This window comes from Shewanella sp. OMA3-2 (genome assembly GCF_021513195.1).
Taxonomy (GTDB): Bacteria; Pseudomonadota; Gammaproteobacteria; order Enterobacterales; family Shewanellaceae; genus Shewanella.
This window is the reverse complement of the sequence record NZ_CP090974.1, coordinates 2,852,334-2,873,382: the sequence shown is the minus strand read 5'-3', so window position 1 is coordinate 2,873,382 and position 21,049 is coordinate 2,852,334. Positions and strand designations below refer to the sequence as shown.

The window sequence follows — 21,049 nt, the reverse complement described above, 5'->3', positions numbered from 1 at the left end:
CCGCCGGAAGGGAAATAAACCCTCGGCAGTAAGCATCCGAAGGCTACCGCATATGGTGGTGATGGTGGTTTGTAGTTGCTTGGATGAACATCATTGTTTGTCTCTTAATAAAGTTGATACAGATACCCAAATGGTTATCTTATAAATTCTGCTGAAGTTACCGTGCATACGCCCGTAAACTTCTATGCCTTAAAACTTAACCGCTATTACTGTTGTTTGCAATAGCGAATAAACAAAAATGGTAATTAATTTACACATTTTATGGCAATAACTTATAACCTAATGACTTTGTGTTGAAAAAACACACAAAAAAGCCAGAAGCGAACACTTCTGGCTTTAAATGGCATAACCATTATTTATTGTGCATTACTAACTTATGCTTCACCCATGAATAGCGGGTTATTATCATAGTAATAAGTATATGCAGCGATTATTTTACTCGCATTCCAGGTTGAGCACCTTCGTGGGGCTCAAGGATCCATAACTCATCACCACCAGGACCAGCAGCTAATACCATGCCTTCAGACATGCCAAAACGCATTTTTCGTGGTGCTAGGTTGGCAACCATAACAGTCAATTTACCCACTAAATCTTCTGGTGCGTAAGCGGACTTTATTCCGGCAAACACTTGCTTGGTCTCGCCGCCTAAATCCAGCTCAAGTTTGAGCAATTTGTCAGCTTCAGGCACATGTTCCGCTTTAGCAATACGGGCAATACGTAAATCTAATTTTGCAAAGTCGTCAAACTCAATCGTGGCACTGATTGGATCATCTTGTAACGGATTACCAGTGCTGACTTTTGCAGGTGCTTTATCTGCTTTAGTTGCCTTTTGAGCTTTGGCTTCAACCAGGGGTTGAGTCACTTGTAAGTTGTCTTTAGAGGCATCAACCATAGCAGCGACTTTGTCTAAATCGACACGTTGCATCATCGCTTTAAAGGGTACGATTTCATGGTTAGCCATATCTCTATCTAAGCTTTCCCAAGTTAATTCTACCTGTAAAAACGCTTCTACATCTTGGCTTAAACGCGGTAACACTGGCTTTAAGTATGTCACTAAGATGCGGAATAGGTTTAATGAAATAGAACACACTTGATGTGCTTGTTGTTGCTGTTCTTCTTGCTTAATTAACTGCCAAGGTGCTTGTTCGGCCACAAAAGCGTTGGCTATGTCAGCTAATGTCATAATTTCACGCATTGCTTTACCGTATTCACGGGTTTCGTAAAACTCAGCAATTTGATCTTGTTTGGCTAAAAATAAGTCAGTTAAGCTGTTATCTTCAATGGTCGCTAACTTGCCATCAAAACGTTTGCTGATAAAGCCTGCTGTACGTGATGCTAGGTTAACCAATTTGCCGACAAGATCAGAGTTCACACGTTGGGCAAAATCTTCAAGGTTTAAGTCTAAGTCATCAATGCGACTGCTCAGTTTTGCTGCGTAGTAGTAACGCAAAAACTCAGGATCTAAATTGTCTAAATAAGTGCGCGCTTTAATAAAGGTGCCCTTTGACTTTGACATTTTCGCGCCATTAACCGTGACATAACCATGGGCATAAACGCTTGTTGGTTGGCGATAGTTAGCGCCGTGAAGCATTGCTGGCCAGAATAAACCGTGAAAATTGACAATATCTTTACCGATAAAATGATAAACCTCTGCGGTTGAATCTTTTGCCCAAAAATCATCAAAGTTAACATGAGGGTTTTTATCACAGAAGTTTTTGAATGAGCCCATATAACCAATTGGTGCATCTAGCCATACGTAAAAGTATTTACCCGGTGCATCAGGTATTTCAAAACCAAAATAAGGCGCGTCTCGGGAAATGTCCCATTGTTGCAGGCCTTGCTCAAACCATTCTTTTAGTTTGTTAGACACTTCAGGTTGTAATGAACCTGAGTTAAGCCAGGTGTGTAACATGCCTTCAAATGCTGGTAGATCGAAGAAGAAATGCTCGCTGTCTTTCATGATTGGCGTAGCACCTGATACTGCTGATTTAGGATTAATTAAATCAGTTGGGCTATAGGTTGCACCACAGTTATCACAGTTATCACCGTATTGGTCTTCAGACTTACATTTAGGGCAAGTCCCCTTGACAAATCTGTCTGGTAAAAACATCGACTTTTCAGGATCAAATAATTGTGAAATTGTTTTTGTTTTGATGTAGCCAGCGTCACGAAGTTTCAAATAGATGCTACTGGCCAGTTCACGGTTTTCCGGGCTATGGGTACTGTGGAAATTGTCGAACTGAATATTGAAATCAGCAAAATCCTGTTGATGTTCTTGCTGAACTTGCGCAATCATTTCTTCTGGTTCAATACCAAGTTGTTGCGCTTTAAGCATGATAGGCGTGCCGTGGGCATCGTCTGCACAAATAAAGTGACATTCATGTCCGCGCAACTTTTGATAGCGAGACCAGATGTCTGTTTGAATGTATTCAAGCATATGGCCTAGGTGGATAGGACCATTAGCATAAGGAAGGGCACTGGTAACCAGAATTTTACGTTGTGATTGGGTCATTTTTTCTCAACATCGAATTTCGCTAAAAATATTGCCAAGATACTAACTGAAAAATGCAATTTTTTCACCAAAACATGAACTAAAAAGGTGTATTAATAACTAAAATTTTATGAAGTTCTGATACACTTGCACAAATTTGTCAACGGGAGTCATGCTTTTGTCTATTTCCTATCCTGATTATCAACTTGATGCACAATTATTAACCCCAGTGCTGGCTATTTTAGATGCCCATCAAGACCCTTATTTAAAACAAGGTTTAGTGTCTGCCGGTTGTGTTGTTAAATTAGCCATTGAAGGCAAAAGACTACAGCTAGGGTTGATTTATCCTTATCCGTGCATGACCCAATATCGCGATACTGTAATGGCCATAACCAACAAGCTTGCGGTGTTAGATGCTATTGATGAAGTGGAATGTGAAATCGATTTTCAGCCGCGGGCTTATTCTGCTATTACTTCTGTTGAGCCGATTAAAAATGTTAAGCAAGTTATTGCGATTGCATCAGGTAAGGGCGGCGTTGGTAAATCAACTACGGCAGTTAACTTGGCATTAGCATTAAAAGCTGAAGGTGCGGAAGTGGGGATTTTAGATGCCGACATATATGGCCCATCTATTCCGCTTATGTTAGGTATTCCAAATTTTCGTCCACAAAGCCCAGACGGCAAAATGATGACAGCTGCATCAGCTCATGGTATTGCAGCACAATCTATTGGCTTTATGTTAGGTGATGGTGAGGCCGCAGTATGGCGTGGCCCCATGGCCGCAGGTGCATTAGTGCAATTAATGAATGAAACCCAGTGGCCAGAATTGGACTATTTGATCATAGATATGCCACCAGGCACAGGTGATATTCAATTAACTCTATCGCAAAAATTTCCAGTCAGTGGTGCCGTCATTGTCACTACGCCGCAAGATATTGCCTTAGCTGATGCACAAAAAGGCATTACCATGTTCAATAAAGTACAAATCCCGGTACTTGGTATTGTAGAGAACATGAGTTTCCATTTATGCCCAGAATGTGGCCATAAAGAGCACCCATTTGGTACCCATGGCGGCAGTAAAATTGCTGAGCGCTACAATGTGCCATTATTAGGAGCGTTGCCACTGAATATTAATATTCGTGAATCGATGGATAATGGTGCGCCTAGCGTGGTCACCGAACCTGAATCTGAAGTGTCTGGTATTTATCGTGAGATTGCTCGCAAGTTAGGTGCGCAATTAGCATTACAACAAGTTAAATCAACTGTTTCTATTAGTATATCGGACGACGAGTAAGGTCAAAGCATGAATTCTCCACAGTGTGTCATTATTGGTATTGCTGGTGCATCTGCATCAGGTAAAAGCTTAATTGCGAATACTATTTTTCAAGAGCTTTGCCGTGATCTCGGTACTAATCAAATAGGCGTTATCAATGAAGATGCTTATTATCGTGATCAATCTCATTTGACTATGGGTGAGCGGGTTCAAACCAACTATGACCACCCTAAAGCACTTGACCATCAACTGCTTGCTAGCCATTTAGAAACATTGAAACGCGGTGAGGCTGTTAACATTCCACGCTACAGTTATACCGAACATACCCGTATGACTGAAACGTTAGAGATGCAACCTAAAAAAGTCATTATTCTAGAAGGTATCTTGCTATTAACCGATCCTAAGTTACGTGATCTCATGGATGCCAGTGTGTTTATGGATACTCCACTAGACATCTGTTTTCTACGTCGATTAACCCGAGATGTGGCTGAGCGTGGTAGAACAATGGAGTCGGTTATTTCACAGTATAAAAAAACAGTGCGTCCGATGTTTTTACAGTTCATTGAGCCATCGAAACAATATGCCGATATCATTGTGCCCCGTGGCGGTAAAAATCGTATTGCAACCGATATATTAAAAGCACGTATCCAACACTTGTTAGCGAAGTAAAATCACTCATTTTTAAAGGCTCAATAACTTATTTAAGGTTTGTGAAAATGCGTTTAACCGATATTGAAATAGAACAAAGCTTAGATGACGGGTTGATTATTATTGACCCAAGACCTCCAGTTGAAGCTATTTCAGGTGTCAGTGTTGACGTACGCCTTGGTAGTCAATTTAGAGTATTTCAAGATCATACCGCTCCTTATATTGACTTAAGCGGTCCTGCTGCCGAAATGCAACTTGCATTAGATAAAGTGATGGGCGATAAAATTAATATTGCTGACGGTGAAGCATTTTTTCTCCATCCTGGTGAGTTAGCTTTAGCGGTGACCCTTGAAACTGTTACTTTGCCAGCCAATATTGTTGGTTGGTTAGATGGTCGATCATCATTAGCCCGATTAGGGTTAATGGTACACGTTACCGCACATCGAATCGATCCCGGTTGGCAAGGCAAAATAGTATTGGAGTTTTTTAACAGTGGTAAGTTGCCATTGGCGCTTCGTCCAGGCATGACCATTGGCGCGTTAAATTTTGAGCGTTTAAGTGGCCCAGTGGCTCGGCCATATAATAAGCGTAAAAGTGCAAAATATAACAACCAACAAGATGCCGTAGCCAGTCGGATAAGTCAGGACGATAAATGACGCAAGTATGGGTAAATCAACAACACATGGCAAATGTGAGCCCATTTGACCGCGGTCTAGCCTATGGCGATGGTCTGTTTGCAACTATGCGAACCTATCCGAGTTCCGCTGCCAAAGCTGGCATTATGTTGTTAGATTTACATTTATCGAGACTTGAGCAAGGCTGTAAACGGCTCAACCTTAATTGGTTTGCTTCTAGTCAATTACGTCATCATTTAATTTATCTTGCTAGCACTTATCCCAATGCGTGTATCAAATTATTGCTGACCCGAGGGGTTGGTGGACGTGGTTATCAAGCCCCTGAAGCCGCAATAGTGACTGAAATAACCTCAGTACATGAGATACCTGCACATTATCAGTCTTGGCAACAAGAGGGCGTTGCTTTAGCAACATCACCTGTCACTTTAGCTCGTCAACCGCTTTTAGCGGGTATTAAACACCTAAATCGGTTAGAGCAAGTGCTGATTAAATCACACTCACTACCAAGTGAATTTGATGATTGGTTAGTCTATGATACCCAAGGATATTTGATTGAAGCCTCAATGGCGAATATCTTTATAGTCAAAAATAATCAAGTATTTACCCCGCAATTAATCAAGCTGGGGTGAGCGGTGTTATGCGTGAAGCTGTGATTGAAGCCATCCTAACGCACGGCATTGCGGTTCATGTGACTGAGCTAAAAATTGATGATGTATTTATGGCTGATGCGATTATGATGAGTAATAGTTTGCTAGGCGTGATTGATGTGATACAAGTCGATAAAAGCAGCTATCAGCCATGGTCTCACACGCAAGCTATTGCACAGCAGTTACAAACACTATTAAGCTAAGGTACTTTATTTGTACCAACAAAAATCATTCACCTAATTAGATGTCTATGAAAACAACAATAATAACACGACTGTTAGCCAGTTTAATCCCACTTTTGACCATTATATGTTTAGTGAGTTATTGGTATGCAAAAGATATTTTGCAATACAAAAATCAGCCACTAACCTTGACTGAGTCGACAACTATTACCGTAGCCCCAGGCACATCTTTACTCAAGCTAACCCAAGAATTAGAACAACAAGGCATTATTACTGAAAGCTGGAAAGTACGCTTTCTAGTCAAACTTGAGCCTTACTTAGGCGATATTAAAGCGGGGCTTTATCAAATGGTACCCGGTGATAGGTTAGTGGATTTTATCAACCGACTGAGATTAGGCCAAGAAATGGTATTTTCAGTAACATTTGTTGAAGGTAAAACCATCAAGGAATGGATACCTGTTTTACAGGGGTTAGAACACATGCAATATGATGAAAATGTGTTCATTAAAGTCCTTGAAGCCAATGGTGATACTACAGGGTTACCTGAGGGGAAGTTTTTTCCTGAGACGTATCATTATCGCGTAGATGAAACGTTATTCGCTATGATGCAACGCAGTTACTTAATGATGCAAACTCATTTGGCGCAAGCTTGGGAGCAGCGTGATCCCGATTTAAAATTAAACTCGCCCTATGAACTGCTTATTATCGCTTCAATTATTGAAAAAGAAACCGCTAAAGATGAAGAGCGTCATTGGGTCAGTGCAGTATTTAATAATCGCTTAAAGAAAGGCATGCGTTTACAAACTGATCCCACCATTATTTATGGTATGGGCGACAGATATAAAGGCAATATTAGGAAGAAAGACATATTAGAAAAAACCGCTTTTAACACTTATCGAATAGATGGGTTACCGCCAACACCGATAGCGGCACCCAGCAAAGCGTCTTTATACGCAGCAGCAAACCCAGCCAAAGTAAACTATCTGTTTTTTGTATCAAAAAATGATGGCAGTCATATTTTTTCATCGACCTATAAAGAACATAATCGTGCTGTAAACGAATATCAGAGAAAGAAAAAATGAGTCAACATTTAGGACAGTTTATTGTTATCGAGGGCCTAGAGGGCGCTGGTAAATCCAGTGCCGTGTCGTTAGTTCAAAGCATTATTACTGAACATACAGGTCAAGCTCCTGTGTGTACTCGTGAACCTGGTGGCACACCACTGGCTGAAAAAATCCGCGACCTCGTTAAAATTGCCGATGATAACGATCCCTTATGCGATGAGGCTGAATGTTTATTATTTTACGCCGCGCGTACCCAGTTAATTACTAATGTCATTAAGCCTGCATTAGCCAAGGGGCTGTGGGTATTAGGTGACCGTCATAATTTATCATCCCTAGCATACCAAGGTGGTGGCAGAGGCTTAATGCCATTAGTCAAAGCTATTAGCGATGCGAGTTTGCATGGTTTTAAACCCGACTTAACTTTGTATTTAGATATTGAACCCAGTTTAGGATTACAGCGAGCCTCTGCCCGTGGTGCACTTGATAGAATAGAGCTACAACATATTGCATTTTTTGAACGTGCCCGCGAAACGTTTTTAGCTTTTGCCGCCGAAGATGAGTCAATTATTGTTATTGATGCAAGTCAGTCTATCGACAAAGTACATCAAGATATTCGCAGTCAATTAACTAATAGATTGTTAGCGGTAAAATAGCCTTAAGCCATCGCTGATATACAGGTAACAAGATGACAGACTATACTTTGAAACAACTGCCCTGGTTGGCCACTCCATTTGAGCGGTTCGCTAAGTTGTGTTACCAAAATCAACATAGTCATGCTCAACTTATTCCTGTCGATATGGCGTTAGGCGGCATAGCGCTGGCTACTGAAATGGCTCAGATGGCCTTATGTATCGACAAAACCCCAGAGGGTGCCTGTGGCAGATGTAAAACCTGTCTGTTATGTAAATCAGGTAATCATCCTGATTTACATTGGGTTCGCAGTGATGGTAATCAAATCAAAGTCGATCAAGTACGTGAGTTATGTCAATCATTACTGCATACCGCTCAGCAATCAGGGGCACGTGTCGCTGTAATAGAGCAAAGTGAGCGAATGAACATTGCCGCGGCCAACGCCCTGCTTAAAACCTTAGAGGAACCAGGCGCTAATACACTATTATTATTACAAACAGATACTCCAGCGAGCTTATTACCAACCATTACAAGTCGTTGCCAAAAAATTGCTTTTACTCAACCGACTAAATTACAGATTACAGATTGGCTTGACGCGCAGGATTTATTACCAAGTGCCAATGCCCAAGGGCAACGACATGACGTGACCTGGTGTTTAGGCGTGGTGGGTGGCCCGTTAAAGTTAGCCGCGAGTCTACAGTCAAAACATTACCCACAATTGTTAGAATATCGACAAGATTGGTCCGCAAGTTTACAGTCGGGTCACTTACAAAACAGCTTGTTAAAGTTAACTGATATGCAAATAATAGATGCTTTGAAGGTTTTATATTTGTACTTAAGGCAATATGTGTTAAAAAGTAATAAGTTAAATCCATTAATTCAATCCAAAGTGATTGAATTAGCCGGTGATGTTATGCACATGACCCATAAATTGGCTACAATGGCGAATGTAAACACACAAGCTTTATGTCAAAATTATGTTTTAAAATTCAGACACGTGCTAGCATTAAGCTAAGTGCTATTTTGAAACCGCTTAACATAATATTCACATCATTTTATAAGAGAATTAAGAGATAATATGGTCGATTTGGTGGTTAATTACGATACTTTGCATCAGCTATATCGTGCCTATATGCCGTTTATTAAACCGGCGGGATTATTTGTAGCAACCACAGAAAGCCATTTCTTAGGTCAAGAGCTCACCATTGCTTATCGCTTACCTAACACCAGCCAAATTAATGAATTTAAAGGCTCTGTGGTATGGATTAATCCTATTGGTGCCTCAGGTGGAAGACCCGCAGGTATTGGTATTAAAATTAGAACCGATCCTGAAAGCCATAAACACCATATTGAAAAGTTATTAGCACAAGAATTATCGTCAGGTGATTTGACCTGTACCATGTAGCTCGGTATCCTCTGCATCTCATTTATCTAATCCTTGTCTGTTATTATGCTAATTGATTCACATTGTCACCTTGACCGTTTAAAAGCGGCACCTGATCAAGCCTCATTACAAATTATTATGGATAATGCCAAAGCCCAGGGTGTTGATTATCTGTTGTGCGTGAATGTGCGTCAGCAAGGCTTTGAACAAATGCGTGATAAAGTTGCGCAGTTTGATAATATTTTTTTATCATCAGGGGTGCATCCTTTAGATGTTAAAGAAGGCTTAGATGTTGATCAAATTAGACGTTTTGCTACCGATCCTAAAGTGATTGCGATTGGTGAAACCGGCTTAGATTATTTCTATGCTGATGAAACTAAAATACTGCAACAGCAATGTTTTGAGCAACAAATTGCCTTAGCCGTTGAAGTGAACAAACCCCTTATTGTCCATACTCGAGATGCCAGGGAAGACACTATCGCCATGCTTAAAAATGGTCAAGCAGACAAAGTGGCAGGGGTGCTTCATTGTTTTACTGAAACATGGGAAATGGCTAAAGCTGCGATGGATTTGGGTTTTTATATTTCAGTATCAGGTATTGTGACCTTTAAAAATGCCGGTGATTTACGTAGCGTTATCCGTAAAGTCCCTAAAGATCGACTGCTAGTTGAAACCGACTCTCCCTATCTTGCGCCTGTGCCACATCGTGGTCAAGAAAACCAACCAGCTTATGTTCGCGATGTCGCTGAGTTTGTGGCAGAGCTTCGCGGTGAAAAGTATCAAGACCTGGCTGATTATACTTCAGAAAACTTCTTTAATTTGTTTAAAGACGCTGGAAAATTAATCGGTCGATAAATAACCCGAGTTCAGGTTAAATAAGACTTTTTAATCTATAAATGATAAATTTTTGACAAAAAAAAGACCCAAAACGATCCGATTGTCTTGGGTCTAGGGAAATGGCTCTTTGCAGAGCCGTGCGCTAGAGTTGAGGAGTTAATCTCTGCACAAATTATAGTCAGCGCTTTTAATTCTTGCCTAAAAAAACATCAATTATTTACTTTTTTATATTAAATGCTTTAGCCTTATCGAATAAACTTATTATTTATCAAATAATTAATTTATTATAAAAAAGTAAAAAAGTAAAAAAGTAAAAAAGCCTGAATGATTTCAGGCTTCTTGTTTTAACGGTAGCGCTTTAGTTGAGGATATAAGCGTTATTATGTGTAAGCGACTTTATCTCTCACTAATTCACGTGGCAGGTTGTTCTTCAATCTATGGCCTAAGTGCTTCACCACGCCTAAAGCGCATTGATGATGACTCACTACCATCTCCCCCTGTGCATGTTCACTAAGCCACTGTTGTAGTTCTGGGCTAAAGCTTGTCGTCTCAATGTCTCTCCCCATTAAAAACTGCTGAGCTTGTGGCGATGTTAACTCAATACTGTGCTGATTATGTTGCGTTGGACCCACTAAAGCGATAATGGCTTCATGTCTTACTTTAAAGCCTTTTTTCATTGCATCAGCAAGCTTAAGGCCAATACGCTGAAAACGCATTTTTCCTATCATGGGCATAAACTGATTTGGAAATAGCCAAAACTCCTGGTCTCTTTGCATAACGGTGGCATCACTTGGCAAGGTGATATCAAAATAGGACAATAAATAGTCCTTTAGTGCCTCAATATGTTTATCGGTTGCAATATTAAAGGGAAAGTTTTTCTGTAATTTTGGCTGTTTTTTAATTCGCTCTACTGGAGCTGTTTTACGAATTTTAGCAACGAAGAAGCCTTCACTATCAAATATTTGTGGCCATACATGCAAAAATCCTTCGGGCGTGCAGGCAGCTTGCGCATTGGGGAATAAGTCATTCAATGATACAAACTCAACTGCATCTGGATAGGTTTGTTGCAGGTGGTAACAAATCTGCTGGTTTTCTAGTTGGCTTAGGGTACAAGTTGAATACACTAAAGTGCCGCCAGTTTTTAATGCTAGAAAAGCCGCTTCGATAAGGTCTTTCTGGGTTTCTGCTATTGCGGTAACATCGCTGATATCCCAATTTTTTAATGCATTAGGATCTTTACGTACCGTACCTTCACCACCACAGGGGGCATCTAACAATATGGCATCAAACGTGTCATACAGGTATTCGCCAAATACCCGACCATCAAAATGGGTTATGGCGACATTACTCGCGCCCATGCGCAATACATTGGCGTGTAACACTTTTACTCGGCTGGCAGAGTATTCGTTAGCGACTAATAAACCCCCATTTTGCATTAATGCCGCTATTTGGGTTGTTTTTGAACCCGGAGCAGAGGCCACATCTAAAATAAGTTCAGGCGCTGAAATACCGTCAAATAACGCGGTTGGCGGAAGCATTGAGCTGGCTTCTTGAATGTAAAACAATCCTTGAATATGCTCAACTAAATTACCCAGTTGTTGCTCGTCATCCACATTAATCCAAAAACCATCATCACACCAAGGTATGGGCTCAAATTGCCAGCCTTTATTTTGCATTAACATTACAAACTCAGCGCGACTGATTTTTAATGTATTGACTCGAATTGATTTTCGCAGCGGCTTGTCACAGATAGCAATAAACTCATCTAATGAAAGATGTTTGGGTAATTCATCGCTGATGTGTTTGATAAAATTTGGATTTAATTGAACCATAATGCAGACATTGTTTACTCACGTGGCATAATTACCGAGATAATATCATGGAATGTATCCGCTTGGTTATTCAGCGATATAAACTCACCGCGACAAATACGTTAAACGTTTCAAAGTAAATTTGCCAAGCAAAGGGAGGCTATGTGCTAAATCGAGTGTGGTTAGGTTTTTTCGTTGTTGCAGCCATTGCTATCGTATTGCAGTTATTATCTGGCAATGTGGCGGTATTGAGTGATTCTGTGAGCGCACTTTTTTCTAGTGCTAAACTCGCCGCTGAAATATCCATAGGATTAATTGGTGTATTAGCCCTGTGGATGGGGTTAATGCAGGTGGGGGAAAAAGCCAGGGTAGTAGGGTTATTTGCTAAATTGTTTGAGCCATTATTGTGCAAGCTAATGCCTGAGGTTCCGCGTGGCCATCCAGCGTATGGTAGCATTAGCATGAATTTAACCGCCAATATGCTTGGATTAGACAATGCTGCGACGCCACTTGGCTTGAAAGCGATGCAAGATTTACAAAGCTTAAATCCTAACAAAACTGTGGCGACCAATGCTCAAATTCTTTTTTTAGTACTGAATACCTCTTCGGTAACATTAGTGCCTGTCACGGTATTTCTATATCGAGCACAACAGGGCGCAGCATCGCCTGCGGAGATTTTTTTACCCATTTTATTAGCCACTTGTGCCTCAACCATTGTCGGCTTATTGGTGGTGGCCATAGTGCAACGCATTTCATTATTTAACAGCGTTATTTTAGCTTATGCTGCTTTGTTATTGTCGCTGATTATGGCGTCGATGTTTTATTTATTAAGCTTAAGCGCTGAGGCCATTGGTCAAGTGTCGAGTGTATTAGGTAATGGCATTTTATTATTACTGGTCATGAGTTTTGTAATAGTGGCGGGTATTAAAAAAGTCGAAATATATGATGAGTTTATTGAAGGTGCAAAAGGCGGGTTTAACCAAGCGGTGCAGTTAATTCCTTACTTATTAGCAATGTTATTGGCGATTGGATTATTACGGGCATCGGGCGCATTAGATTATGTATTACAAGGGCTGGCAAGTGTGGTGTCTATGCTGGGATACGACACACGATTTATTGATGCTATGCCCACCGCTATTATGAAGCCATTTAGCGGCTCAGGTGCCAGAGCTATGATGTTAGAAACCATGGAGCATCATGGAGTTGACTCTTTTGCTGGGCGTTTAGCGGCGATTTTTCAAGGCAGTACAGAAACGACCTTTTATGTATTAGCGGTTTATTTTGGTTCGGTGGGCATTCGAAACGGCCGTCATGCATTAGGCTGTGGACTCGCGGCAGACTTGGGCGGCATAATTGCCGCCATTAGCGTGTGTTACTGGTTTTATGGTTAATGTTAGTGGCGTGGATCAATTACTGATAAAAGTTAATCAGTAATTGATTTACTTCATCCGCTTTTTCTTGCATAGCTAAATGGCCTGCAAGCTGCACATGGTGGAGTTTTGCACCGCTGATATCATCACTCATCAGATAACTTTCTAATACAGTACGTAGATGGTTTTCTACGCCAACTATTACCAATGTCGGTAGGGTAAATTGTTCTACTAATTCCATGGTATCGCGCTTAAATATTGCCATGTGGGCAAAGCGACTTAATACCGGCACTTGCTGACTATCAATATTTTGCAGTTGTTGGCTAAATAGTTCAACTGCAGCACTATCTTGGTTTGTTTTAGCAAACATTAACCGGCTAATAGTGTCAGCTAATTCGCGGGTGATTGTTTTAGTATCATTCATGATATTCAACCATTGCTGATATTTAACACAATTCACTTCTGGCTCGAAGCCTATAAATGCGTTGATCATTACCAGCGACTGTACTTTTGCTGGAGCGCTTAACACCATTTCTGCTGCAATCGCACCGCCACAACCGTGGCCAATAATATGGTACTGCTCGATATTTAATTCTGCTAAAGCAAATTCAATATGCTGTGCGACATCAAGTAAGTTTTTGGTAGTGGCAGGAATGCTTTTACTGTCGCCATGGCCCCATAAATCAATGGCGATACAACGGTAGTATTGGCTTAAACTTTGTAGTTGAGCCTGCCAGATTTGTCGATTAGCAAATAAGCCATGTAATAGTACGATGACTTTACCTTGGCCAACGTCAGTGTAATGCAGTGGCTGTTGGTCAATTAAACAATGCTTTGAACTGGATAACATAATAGGACTCAGTAAATTAAATTGGGTGATTTTTGCTGTAGTGTTTGTATTTGTATTTGTATTTGTATTGGGTCAGTTAGGGCTAGCCAGTAGTGTAAGTGCAATGGCTCGCCACATGCTTACAGTTTACGATTAAAGCCTAAAGCCTAAAGTTCTCTAGATTGGTACACTGGCGACAAATTTAACGTAATGGTTAACAAGTTCATCTAGTCTGGCCATTACGGGTGATTTTAATTCAAAGTTCGCGTATTCGAAAACCTTAAATAAATCCGCGCATAAAAATGCCTCGGTGTAATGGCTGGCCACAGGAAAATAACTTAAATGCCATTCTTCGGTGCTCACTCCGCTTTTGCCTTGTTGAAAAGGAAAGTAAAATCCAAATTGATGAGCATGTTGTAGTAGCCATTGATATAAAGCATGACAAGGGCCATTGGCTTGATATTCAGCGGCAACTAACTGTAATCCATCACGGTTAATCTTACTGGGGTCATATACATCAATATCAGTACCCCAGTGGTGCCTAGATGCACCAGGTAGTGCTGACCAAATCAAAATTGAATCGATAATTTGTTGTGCTGATAAGGATTCAAAATGAAGCGGTTGATGTTGTTTATCAAGCAGTGGCCGATTACCCGTTGCCTTGGCATTCCAAATTGATAACTGTTTATCAAAGCTGCGATAAGCTGAACAAATCGCTATATCAATACCTTGGCGTTGTGCCGCCTCTCGCATTTTTGCAAACGCATTGGCGGCATTTTGATGTAATAAAACAGATTCAAACTTAACTAAATGCGCGTCGTCCAAACCATAAAGATGGGGATTGAGGATCGCCAGTGAAGCTTGTTCAAGATTTGAATCTGCTATCGGTTCTAGTTGCACAACAGTTTTTCCAGTATGCGCTCATAACATAACGTCAGTAACTCAAGATCGGCAATATTAACAGACTCGTTCACTTTATGAATGGTGGCGTTAACAGGGCCTAACTCGATAACTTGTGCGCCAGTTGGCGCGATAAAGCGACCATCAGAGGTACCACCGCTGGTTTGTGGATCGGTGTTATAACCGGTAATTTCAAAAATACTTTGCTTGGTGGCTTCTAATAGCGGACCGTCACCGGTTAAAAAAGGTAGCCCATTGTATACCCAGTTTATATCGTAATCTAAACTATGGGCATCAAGAATACTTAACACGCGTTGTATCAATATTTCGGCGGTCACTTCGGTTGAGTAACGGAAGTTAAACATGACCTGAAGATCGCCAGGGATCACATTAGATGCCCCAGTACCGCCATTAATATTGGCTATTTGAAAACTGGTTGGCGGGAAAAACTCATTACCACTATCCCAATGCATTTGCGCAAGTTCAGTTAATGCTGGTGTGGCTTTATGAATAGGGTTATCAGCAAGATGAGGGTAGGCAACATGGCCTTGAATTCCCTTAACGGTTAAATTGCCTGTTAAGCTTCCACGGCGGCCATTTTTTACTACGTCACCGAGTTTATGTGTCGATGAGGGCTCGCCAACCAATGCCCAGGTGATTTTTTCGTTACGCGCTTCTAGGGTTTCAATGACTTTTGGGGTGCCATTAATGAAAGGGCCTTCTTCATCACTGGTAATAAGGTAAGCAATTGAGCCTTTATGGTTGGGATGTTTTGCAACAAAGCGTTCAGTGGCAACTATCATAGCCGCCAATGATCCTTTCATGTCAGCGGCGCCGCGGCCGTGTAAGTAACCGTCAATTACGGTTGGCTCAAAGGGCGGGGTATGCCAGCGATTCAAATCGCCAGTTGGTACTACATCTGTGTGTCCCGCAAAACAAAAAACCGGTGACTCAGTCCCGCGACGTGCCCACAAATTAGTGGTGTCGTGAAATACCATAGATTCAATATTAAACCCGACCTTGCTAAGACGCTCAGCCATAACAGGCTGGCAGCCTTCATCTAGTGGTGTAACAGATTTGCGTGACAGTAAATCTTTGGCTAAATCGATAACTTGACTCATTTTGTAAACCACGCTTGATAGTCAGCTTCTTTAAAGCCAACCATAATAGTTGAATCATTATCTAATACCGGACGTTTGATCAGGGTAGGGTGTTGCAGCATTAAGGCAATGGCTTTTGGCTCGGTTAGGTCTGCTTTTTGCGCCTCATCTAAGCTTCTAAAGCTAGTGCTGCGTTTATTGAATACGGTTTCCCATCCCAATGTTTGACACCATTTGGCGACAGTTTCTTGGTCTAATCCTTGCTCACGAAAGTCATGGAATTGATGTTCTATCTTGTTTGTCTCTAACCATTTTCGCGCTTTACGAACTGTGTCGCAATTCTTGATACCATATAATTTCAACCTGAATACTCCCTCAGCTAAATTGTTTATTATTCGCTACGCTGCTAATCCTGTGAATGAAAGCGTTTGAATGAATGCCTGTTAACTCATGTTTTGAAATTAATCGATAAAACGACTCTTTGTCAGTATTGTGGCATTGTGATTACGCTTGAACAAGATAAAGGCGTGCATTTGAATAAAATTCAATCATGCAAATATTTGTTATTAACTTAGCCAATCATAAAAGAAAAGAATGCAGATACTCATTCTGCATTTAACACTCATAGGTCACGCTTTATGGCGTTTGTATTAAGATAGCTGCACGGTAAAAATCACATCTTTACCTGCGGTTACATAACCTTGTACAGATTTGTCTAGGCCTTTAATGTCTTCCATATTGGCCAGTACCACAGGTGTTAATAAGCTTTCGACTTGACCTTGTAAAAAGGCTAAGTCGAAAGATAATATGGGGTCGCCGGCTTTAACTTGTTGCCCTTCTTCAGCAAGGCGTTTAAAGCCGTTACCACGAAGTTCAACTGTGCCTACACCAAAATGGACAAACAATTCTAACCCTTGGGCTGACTCAATGCTAAATGCGTGGTTAGTTTCAAAGATTTTACCAATCGTGCCGTCAATTGGCGCAACAATAAACTCACCCTCAGGATTAATGGCAATACCATCACCTACAATTTTTTCAGCAAATACCACGTCGGGTACTTTCTCTATTGGTACAATTTGACCTGATACTGGCGCTAAAATAGCAATGCCGCCAGTGAGTTCAGTTTGACCTGATATTAGTCGTCGAATACGGCTTAAAAATCCCATTAGAACAAGCCTCTTATTATGTCGTTATCTTTATGGTTATAGTACACAGCGAACTGCATATCACTTTATACCTGTTAAGTGCCAAGGGTTAAGCTTTGCTCTAATACATAAGCTTTGCTCTAACACATAAGCGTTGGCGAATGTATATTATTTACTGTTTTTAGTGTTGGGCTTTATATTATTTCACTACTGTTTCTTATCCAGCACAGTATCAATCTTTGGTCCATAGCGCATTCAACTAGGGCACTTATTAAACCAATTTAATATTAATTATCTAAGTTAAACTTTTTTATCGCTTCGTCAATGGCTGCATTAGTTTTTAATTGTTTAACCAGTTGTGCATGTTGAAAAAATGCTTGGTAATTACCATTAATCACTCGCGATTTTACCGCTAATAGATTACTGGGATTAATACTTAACTCATTTAATCCCATGCCCATCAATAAAGGTAAGACGTGCTCATTTCCTGCAAGTTCCCCACATAAACAGACCTTAACCTTAGCATTTTGACAGTCACTGATTGCCATGGTGATAAGCCTGAGTACTGCAGGTGATAAAGTGGGGTAACGGCTAACAAGTTTCAGGTTTGTTCGGTCAGCGGCAAGGGTGTATTGGGTTAAGTCGTTACTGCCAATACTGACAAAATCTAAATACGGTAACATACTTGCTAAGGCTAATACGGCTGCGGGTGTTTCAACCACTATGCCATACTCAACCGAGCCAAAGCGGATATCTTGTTGGCGCAGCTGTTGTTTAGCTTGCTCAATGAGTTCAAGTGCTTGTTGCAGTTCTTCCAGCTGGCTTATCATCGGAAACATTAACCGAATTTGACCGTGACTGGCCGCCCGCAAAATAGCCTTAATTTGCACCATAAACATGTCTGGGTGCTGCAAACTATAGCGAATGCCTCTTACACCCAAAGCGGGGTTGTCTTCAGTGAGCTGATGTAAACAAGGGATCTCTTTATCTGCACCAACATCAAATGTTCTAATCGATAACATTTGCCCACTGAGTGCATGCATAGCCTCGCAATATAACTTGTACTGCTGATTTTCATCAGGCAAAGCTTTAGCGTTCATCAATAAAAATTCGGTTCTAAACAGGCCAATACCTTCAGCGCCTACCTGCATTAATGAACTTATATCATTTAGGTTACCTACATTAGCGCGCAATATAAGTGAGTGGCCATCACGGGTTTGACTTGGCATGTCTTTGTAAGCCATTAGCGCTTGTTGTTGTTCAAGGTAATGAGCGTGTTTTAGCTGTAAAGAGGTTAATTCAGCTGGCGTGGGGTGGACACATAAAACGCCATTAATGCCATCTAAAATCAGTGGCGATCCATCTTGAATATGGCCATCCTGACTAGACCAGGGACAATTAAGCAAGGCAGGAATACCGGCGGACCGAGCAAGAATGGCGGTGTGGCTTGTTAAACCGCCAGACTCTAACACTATACCTTTAATAAACTCGAGTGGCAGCATGGCAAAATCTGCCAGGGTAAGATCATCTGCGAGCAAGATGGTGTCTTGGCTCAGTTTGGATAAGTCGTGTTGGTTAGCACCTTGTAATGTAGCGATTAGGCGCTGACTGAGTAATAAAATATCTTGGCTGCGATTAGCAAGATAAGGGTCAGACATTTCTGCGATGACTCGCGCCTGATCATTAAAGGTCCTATCAATGGCGACAGCTGCACTGACGCGATATTGCACAATGTGCTGTAGCATGTCAGTTAATAACTCATCATCTTCAAGTAGCAAGATGTCGGCATCGATAAGTTGAAAATTATCGCAACTTGGGCAAACACGTTGTTGGCAGTCTTGTAAGTATTTTATCAGTTTGCTAATTGCGCTTCTTAGCGACTTTTTTTCAGTTTCTATACTCGAAAGAGGTAATAAGCGAAGATCAAGTGGTTGTGGTTGGGTGGTAATATTAAGCGCTTGCCCAAAGGCAATACCTGTTGATACCACAATGCCATTAACCTGCATGATAACCTCTTAACTTAAGGTGATAAGTAGCTCTGAAACTCTCTCAACAGCTTGTTGAGCTTGCTCGCCCTGGGCGATGACCGTGACTTCAACGCCTTGATATAACCCGAGAGTCTGTAATTTAAATAAACTTTTAGCACTAGCTTGCTTACCATTGCATTCTACGATGACATCGCAATCGAAACTCTTTGCCTCTTTTACCAATAATGCTGCCAGGCGGGTGTGGATCCCGTGTGGCGCTATAATGGTCACCGTTTTTTGATACATACTGCTTGAACTCTTATTAATGACGAAAACGAAAAACGAGTCACTATACCTTAATGCGACAGGGCATCAAAGTAAGCAATTCGATATTATAAATTTATGGGTTAAATCTTAAATTGTTTGAGAGTGTTATCCATTTTTTGGCTTATCTTTTCTAACTCATTAGCTTCATGTTCATTAGATTCATTTGCCGCAACTACTTGATGAGTTAGGCTTGAAATGGCATTGATATTAATATTAACTTCTTCAGTGACCATAGCTTGTTGCTCGGTTGCACTGGCAAGCTGACTGGTCATGTCGTTAATATTGTCAACTAACGTCAGAATGCTTGCCATCGAATCACTTGATTGACGTGCTTTTAATTGTAAGTCGTCTGACTGTTTAAGTGTTTGGCTATTACTTTGGCGTAATGATTCAATACCTTGATGAATTTTTGACACGATTTGATTAATTTCATTGGTCGAGTGTTGGGTTCGATTAGCTAGCGCCCTCACTTCATCTGCCACAACTGCAAATCCACGCCCATGACTGCCTGCGCGTGCGGCTTCAATGGCGGCATTTAAAGCCAGTAAGTTAGTTTGGTCTGCAATCGCTTTAATCACATCTAAAATAGAGCTTATTTCATTAGATGCCTGGGATAAACTTTCGCTGACTTGCACATTATGTTGTAACTCACTGCCCAGCGCCTCGCTTTGAACCACTGTCGATAACATTAATTGCTGACCATGCTTGGCCTCTATAGTGACTTTATGAGCATTTTCAGCTGCCTGCTGAGTATTACGCGCCATATCTTGGGTTGTTGTTAACATCTCATGAATTGCAGCAGCAACACTTTGAGTTTCTTGATTAACATTTTGACTGCTCTGTTGTGAGGTGTTAACCGCTGTTAATAACTCATTGGCATTAATAGTTAACTGATTGCCTATTGGATTTAATTCGCCAACCACATTCGCAATTTTGATCACAAATAAGTTAAAGGCTTTAGCTAATTCAGACACTTCATCTTTACCATTTTCATCAAGCCGTTGACGTAAATCACCTTCACCTGCGGCAATGCCATGCATGGCTTTAATCGCTGTATTGATAGGTTGGGTGATTGAATGATTAAGTAATAAAAAGAATAGAAAAATAGGCAAAGAAATCATAATCATAATGATTAAATAATCAATCATGATATCTTTGAGTGCTGTATTGATATTGTGGTTATCAGCATAAGAAAGCACATAATGTTGCTGTTGGTTATCATATTTTACTGACAAAAAATGTGTTTGAGCATTGCCATTGATATTGAATTCAATCGACCCGTTTGATAATCCCTGACTTTTAGCTAAATCAAGCAACACATTTAGACTGCGCTGGCCGTTAATATCGGTTAACGTGCTGATGTCCGCATTAGCAAAAATAGCACTAGTAGACGGTGATAATAGTTGTTTGTTGTCATCTAACAGGTAAATAGGATTCTGAGCTTGCTGATTAATGCCATCAAGTATGGTGGTAATGGTTAAACTAGCGGTATTTTGAGCGGTTAATTCATTGACTGTGGCATTGAACAGGACAATATTACTGGCTAATTGATGATATTTCTCATTAACCAGATTGTTGTATTGTTCTTTAACAGAAAAACTGCCAAAACACACAGTACCAATTGCCGCAAGAATTAGCATGATAAATAGGCGTTTTAATATGGTTAACTGGCGTAATGAAGCAATCATTTTTATCCTTAGAATTATCAAGCCGAGAAGTGAGAGATTATAAGGATTAATCGACTTTACAGGAGATTATTGTCGCAAAAATGTGAGGTACCATACATTTACTACTAAAAATTAAAATAAC

At 40.7% G+C, this 21,049-nt stretch carries 19 protein-coding genes and 1 pseudogene; 10 read left to right on the top strand and 10 right to left on the bottom strand.

The window, feature by feature from the left end:
• Nucleotides 1–430: 430 nt before the first annotated feature.
• Complete coding sequence (metG, locus tag L0B17_RS12685) at nucleotides 431–2,512, bottom strand: methionine--tRNA ligase (RefSeq protein WP_235085278.1); 2,082 nt, start codon at nucleotides 2,510–2,512, stop codon at nucleotides 431–433.
• Nucleotides 2,513–2,663: 151 nt separating this feature from the next.
• Here metG and apbC point away from each other — a divergent pair, with 151 nt between their 5' ends.
• The 9 genes and pseudogenes from apbC to L0B17_RS12635 all read left to right on the top strand — a co-directional run bounded on the left by apbC (nucleotide 2,664) and on the right by L0B17_RS12635 (nucleotide 9,809).
• Nucleotides 2,664–3,785: an iron-sulfur cluster carrier protein ApbC gene (gene apbC / locus L0B17_RS12680; RefSeq protein WP_443019892.1), complete on the top strand. Its 1,122-nt coding sequence runs from the start codon at nucleotides 2,664–2,666 to the stop codon at nucleotides 3,783–3,785.
• 9 nt (nucleotides 3,786–3,794) lie between these two features.
• Nucleotides 3,795–4,433 (top strand): uridine kinase, encoded by a 639-nt coding sequence (gene udk, locus L0B17_RS12675; protein ID WP_235085274.1) that lies wholly within the window; start codon nucleotides 3,795–3,797, stop codon nucleotides 4,431–4,433.
• Nucleotides 4,434–4,480: 47 nt separating this feature from the next.
• On the top strand, nucleotides 4,481–5,068 hold the full coding sequence (gene dcd, locus L0B17_RS12670; RefSeq protein WP_235085272.1) for a dCTP deaminase: 588 nt from the start codon (nucleotides 4,481–4,483) through the stop codon (nucleotides 5,066–5,068).
• Nucleotides 5,065–5,897: pseudogene (pabC, locus tag L0B17_RS12665) on the top strand (aminodeoxychorismate lyase). Before dcd ends, pabC begins: the two are co-directional and overlap by 4 nt.
• A 47-nt stretch (nucleotides 5,898–5,944) precedes the next feature.
• Nucleotides 5,945–6,958 (top strand): endolytic transglycosylase MltG, encoded by a 1,014-nt coding sequence (mltG, locus tag L0B17_RS12655; protein WP_235085268.1) that lies wholly within the window; start codon nucleotides 5,945–5,947, stop codon nucleotides 6,956–6,958.
• Nucleotides 6,955–7,593: a dTMP kinase gene (gene tmk, locus L0B17_RS12650; RefSeq protein WP_235085266.1), complete on the top strand. Its 639-nt coding sequence runs from the start codon at nucleotides 6,955–6,957 to the stop codon at nucleotides 7,591–7,593. The genes mltG and tmk overlap by 4 nt, the downstream gene beginning before the upstream one ends.
• Nucleotides 7,594–7,625: 32 nt before the next feature.
• Nucleotides 7,626–8,585, top strand: a complete 960-nt coding sequence (gene holB / locus L0B17_RS12645; RefSeq protein WP_235085265.1) for a DNA polymerase III subunit delta' — start codon at nucleotides 7,626–7,628, stop codon at nucleotides 8,583–8,585.
• Nucleotides 8,586–8,648: 63 nt separating this feature from the next.
• Entirely contained in the window at nucleotides 8,649–8,975 is a 327-nt protein-coding gene (locus L0B17_RS12640) for a PilZ domain-containing protein (RefSeq protein WP_226410088.1), read from the top strand.
• Between the two features lie 45 nt (nucleotides 8,976–9,020).
• Complete coding sequence (locus L0B17_RS12635) at nucleotides 9,021–9,809, top strand: TatD family hydrolase (protein WP_235085263.1); 789 nt, start codon at nucleotides 9,021–9,023, stop codon at nucleotides 9,807–9,809.
• A gap of 362 nt (nucleotides 9,810–10,171) precedes the next feature.
• Here L0B17_RS12635 and rsmF read toward each other — a convergent pair whose 3' ends face one another.
• Nucleotides 10,172–11,623: a 16S rRNA (cytosine(1407)-C(5))-methyltransferase RsmF gene (gene rsmF / locus L0B17_RS12630; protein WP_235085261.1), complete on the bottom strand. Its 1,452-nt coding sequence runs from the start codon at nucleotides 11,621–11,623 to the stop codon at nucleotides 10,172–10,174.
• Nucleotides 11,624–11,766: 143 nt separating this feature from the next.
• Here rsmF and L0B17_RS12625 point away from each other — a divergent pair, with 143 nt between their 5' ends.
• Nucleotides 11,767–12,993: a nucleoside recognition domain-containing protein gene (locus L0B17_RS12625; RefSeq protein ID WP_235085259.1), complete on the top strand. Its 1,227-nt coding sequence runs from the start codon at nucleotides 11,767–11,769 to the stop codon at nucleotides 12,991–12,993.
• 19 nt (nucleotides 12,994–13,012) lie between these two features.
• Here L0B17_RS12625 and L0B17_RS12620 read toward each other — a convergent pair whose 3' ends face one another.
• The 8 genes from L0B17_RS12620 to L0B17_RS12585 form a co-directional block, all read right to left on the bottom strand.
• Nucleotides 13,013–13,822, bottom strand: coding sequence for an alpha/beta fold hydrolase (locus L0B17_RS12620; RefSeq protein ID WP_235085258.1), 810 nt, complete (start codon nucleotides 13,820–13,822; stop codon nucleotides 13,013–13,015).
• 156 nt (nucleotides 13,823–13,978) lie between these two features.
• Nucleotides 13,979–14,701 (bottom strand): M15 family metallopeptidase, encoded by a 723-nt coding sequence (locus tag L0B17_RS12615; protein WP_235085256.1) that lies wholly within the window; start codon nucleotides 14,699–14,701, stop codon nucleotides 13,979–13,981.
• Complete coding sequence (gene dapE / locus L0B17_RS12610) at nucleotides 14,692–15,822, bottom strand: succinyl-diaminopimelate desuccinylase (RefSeq protein ID WP_235085255.1); 1,131 nt, start codon at nucleotides 15,820–15,822, stop codon at nucleotides 14,692–14,694. Before dapE ends, L0B17_RS12615 begins: the two co-directional genes overlap by 10 nt.
• Entirely contained in the window at nucleotides 15,819–16,163 is a 345-nt protein-coding gene (locus L0B17_RS12605; RefSeq protein WP_235085254.1) for an ArsC family reductase, read from the bottom strand. Before L0B17_RS12605 ends, dapE begins: the two co-directional genes overlap by 4 nt.
• 288 nt (nucleotides 16,164–16,451) lie before the next feature.
• Nucleotides 16,452–16,967 carry a PTS glucose transporter subunit IIA gene (gene crr / locus L0B17_RS12600; RefSeq protein WP_235085252.1) on the bottom strand — a complete coding sequence of 172 codons (516 nt, stop codon included), beginning with the start codon at nucleotides 16,965–16,967 and terminating at the stop codon, nucleotides 16,452–16,454.
• Between the two features lie 266 nt (nucleotides 16,968–17,233).
• Nucleotides 17,234–18,952, bottom strand: coding sequence for a phosphoenolpyruvate--protein phosphotransferase (ptsP, locus tag L0B17_RS12595; RefSeq protein ID WP_235085250.1), 1,719 nt, complete (start codon nucleotides 18,950–18,952; stop codon nucleotides 17,234–17,236).
• Nucleotides 18,953–18,961: 9 nt separating this feature from the next.
• Entirely contained in the window at nucleotides 18,962–19,219 is a 258-nt protein-coding gene (locus tag L0B17_RS12590) for an HPr family phosphocarrier protein (RefSeq protein WP_235085248.1), read from the bottom strand.
• A gap of 101 nt (nucleotides 19,220–19,320) precedes the next feature.
• Nucleotides 19,321–20,928 (bottom strand): methyl-accepting chemotaxis protein, encoded by a 1,608-nt coding sequence (locus tag L0B17_RS12585; RefSeq protein ID WP_235085247.1) that lies wholly within the window; start codon nucleotides 20,926–20,928, stop codon nucleotides 19,321–19,323.
• Between the last annotated feature and the right edge of the window lie 121 nt (nucleotides 20,929–21,049).

Coding starts and splice junctions, on each gene's coding strand:
- metG (WP_235085278.1), bottom strand. CDS start 2,512: ATGACCCAATCACAACGTAAAATTCTGGTTACCAGTGCCCTTCCTTAT.
- apbC (WP_443019892.1), top strand. CDS start 2,664: ATGCTTTTGTCTATTTCCTATCCTGATTATCAACTTGATGCACAATTA.
- udk (WP_235085274.1), top strand. CDS start 3,795: ATGAATTCTCCACAGTGTGTCATTATTGGTATTGCTGGTGCATCTGCA.
- dcd (WP_235085272.1), top strand. CDS start 4,481: ATGCGTTTAACCGATATTGAAATAGAACAAAGCTTAGATGACGGGTTG.
- mltG (WP_235085268.1), top strand. CDS start 5,945: ATGAAAACAACAATAATAACACGACTGTTAGCCAGTTTAATCCCACTT.
- tmk (WP_235085266.1), top strand. CDS start 6,955: ATGAGTCAACATTTAGGACAGTTTATTGTTATCGAGGGCCTAGAGGGC.
- holB (WP_235085265.1), top strand. CDS start 7,626: ATGACAGACTATACTTTGAAACAACTGCCCTGGTTGGCCACTCCATTT.
- L0B17_RS12640 (WP_226410088.1), top strand. CDS start 8,649: ATGGTCGATTTGGTGGTTAATTACGATACTTTGCATCAGCTATATCGT.
- L0B17_RS12635 (WP_235085263.1), top strand. CDS start 9,021: ATGCTAATTGATTCACATTGTCACCTTGACCGTTTAAAAGCGGCACCT.
- rsmF (WP_235085261.1), bottom strand. CDS start 11,623: ATGGTTCAATTAAATCCAAATTTTATCAAACACATCAGCGATGAATTA.
- L0B17_RS12620 (WP_235085258.1), bottom strand. CDS start 13,822: ATGTTATCCAGTTCAAAGCATTGTTTAATTGACCAACAGCCACTGCAT.
- dapE (WP_235085255.1), bottom strand. CDS start 15,822: ATGAGTCAAGTTATCGATTTAGCCAAAGATTTACTGTCACGCAAATCT.
- crr (WP_235085252.1), bottom strand. CDS start 16,967: ATGGGATTTTTAAGCCGTATTCGACGACTAATATCAGGTCAAACTGAA.
- ptsP (WP_235085250.1), bottom strand. CDS start 18,952: ATGCAGGTTAATGGCATTGTGGTATCAACAGGTATTGCCTTTGGGCAA.
- L0B17_RS12590 (WP_235085248.1), bottom strand. CDS start 19,219: ATGTATCAAAAAACGGTGACCATTATAGCGCCACACGGGATCCACACC.
- L0B17_RS12585 (WP_235085247.1), bottom strand. CDS start 20,928: ATGATTGCTTCATTACGCCAGTTAACCATATTAAAACGCCTATTTATC.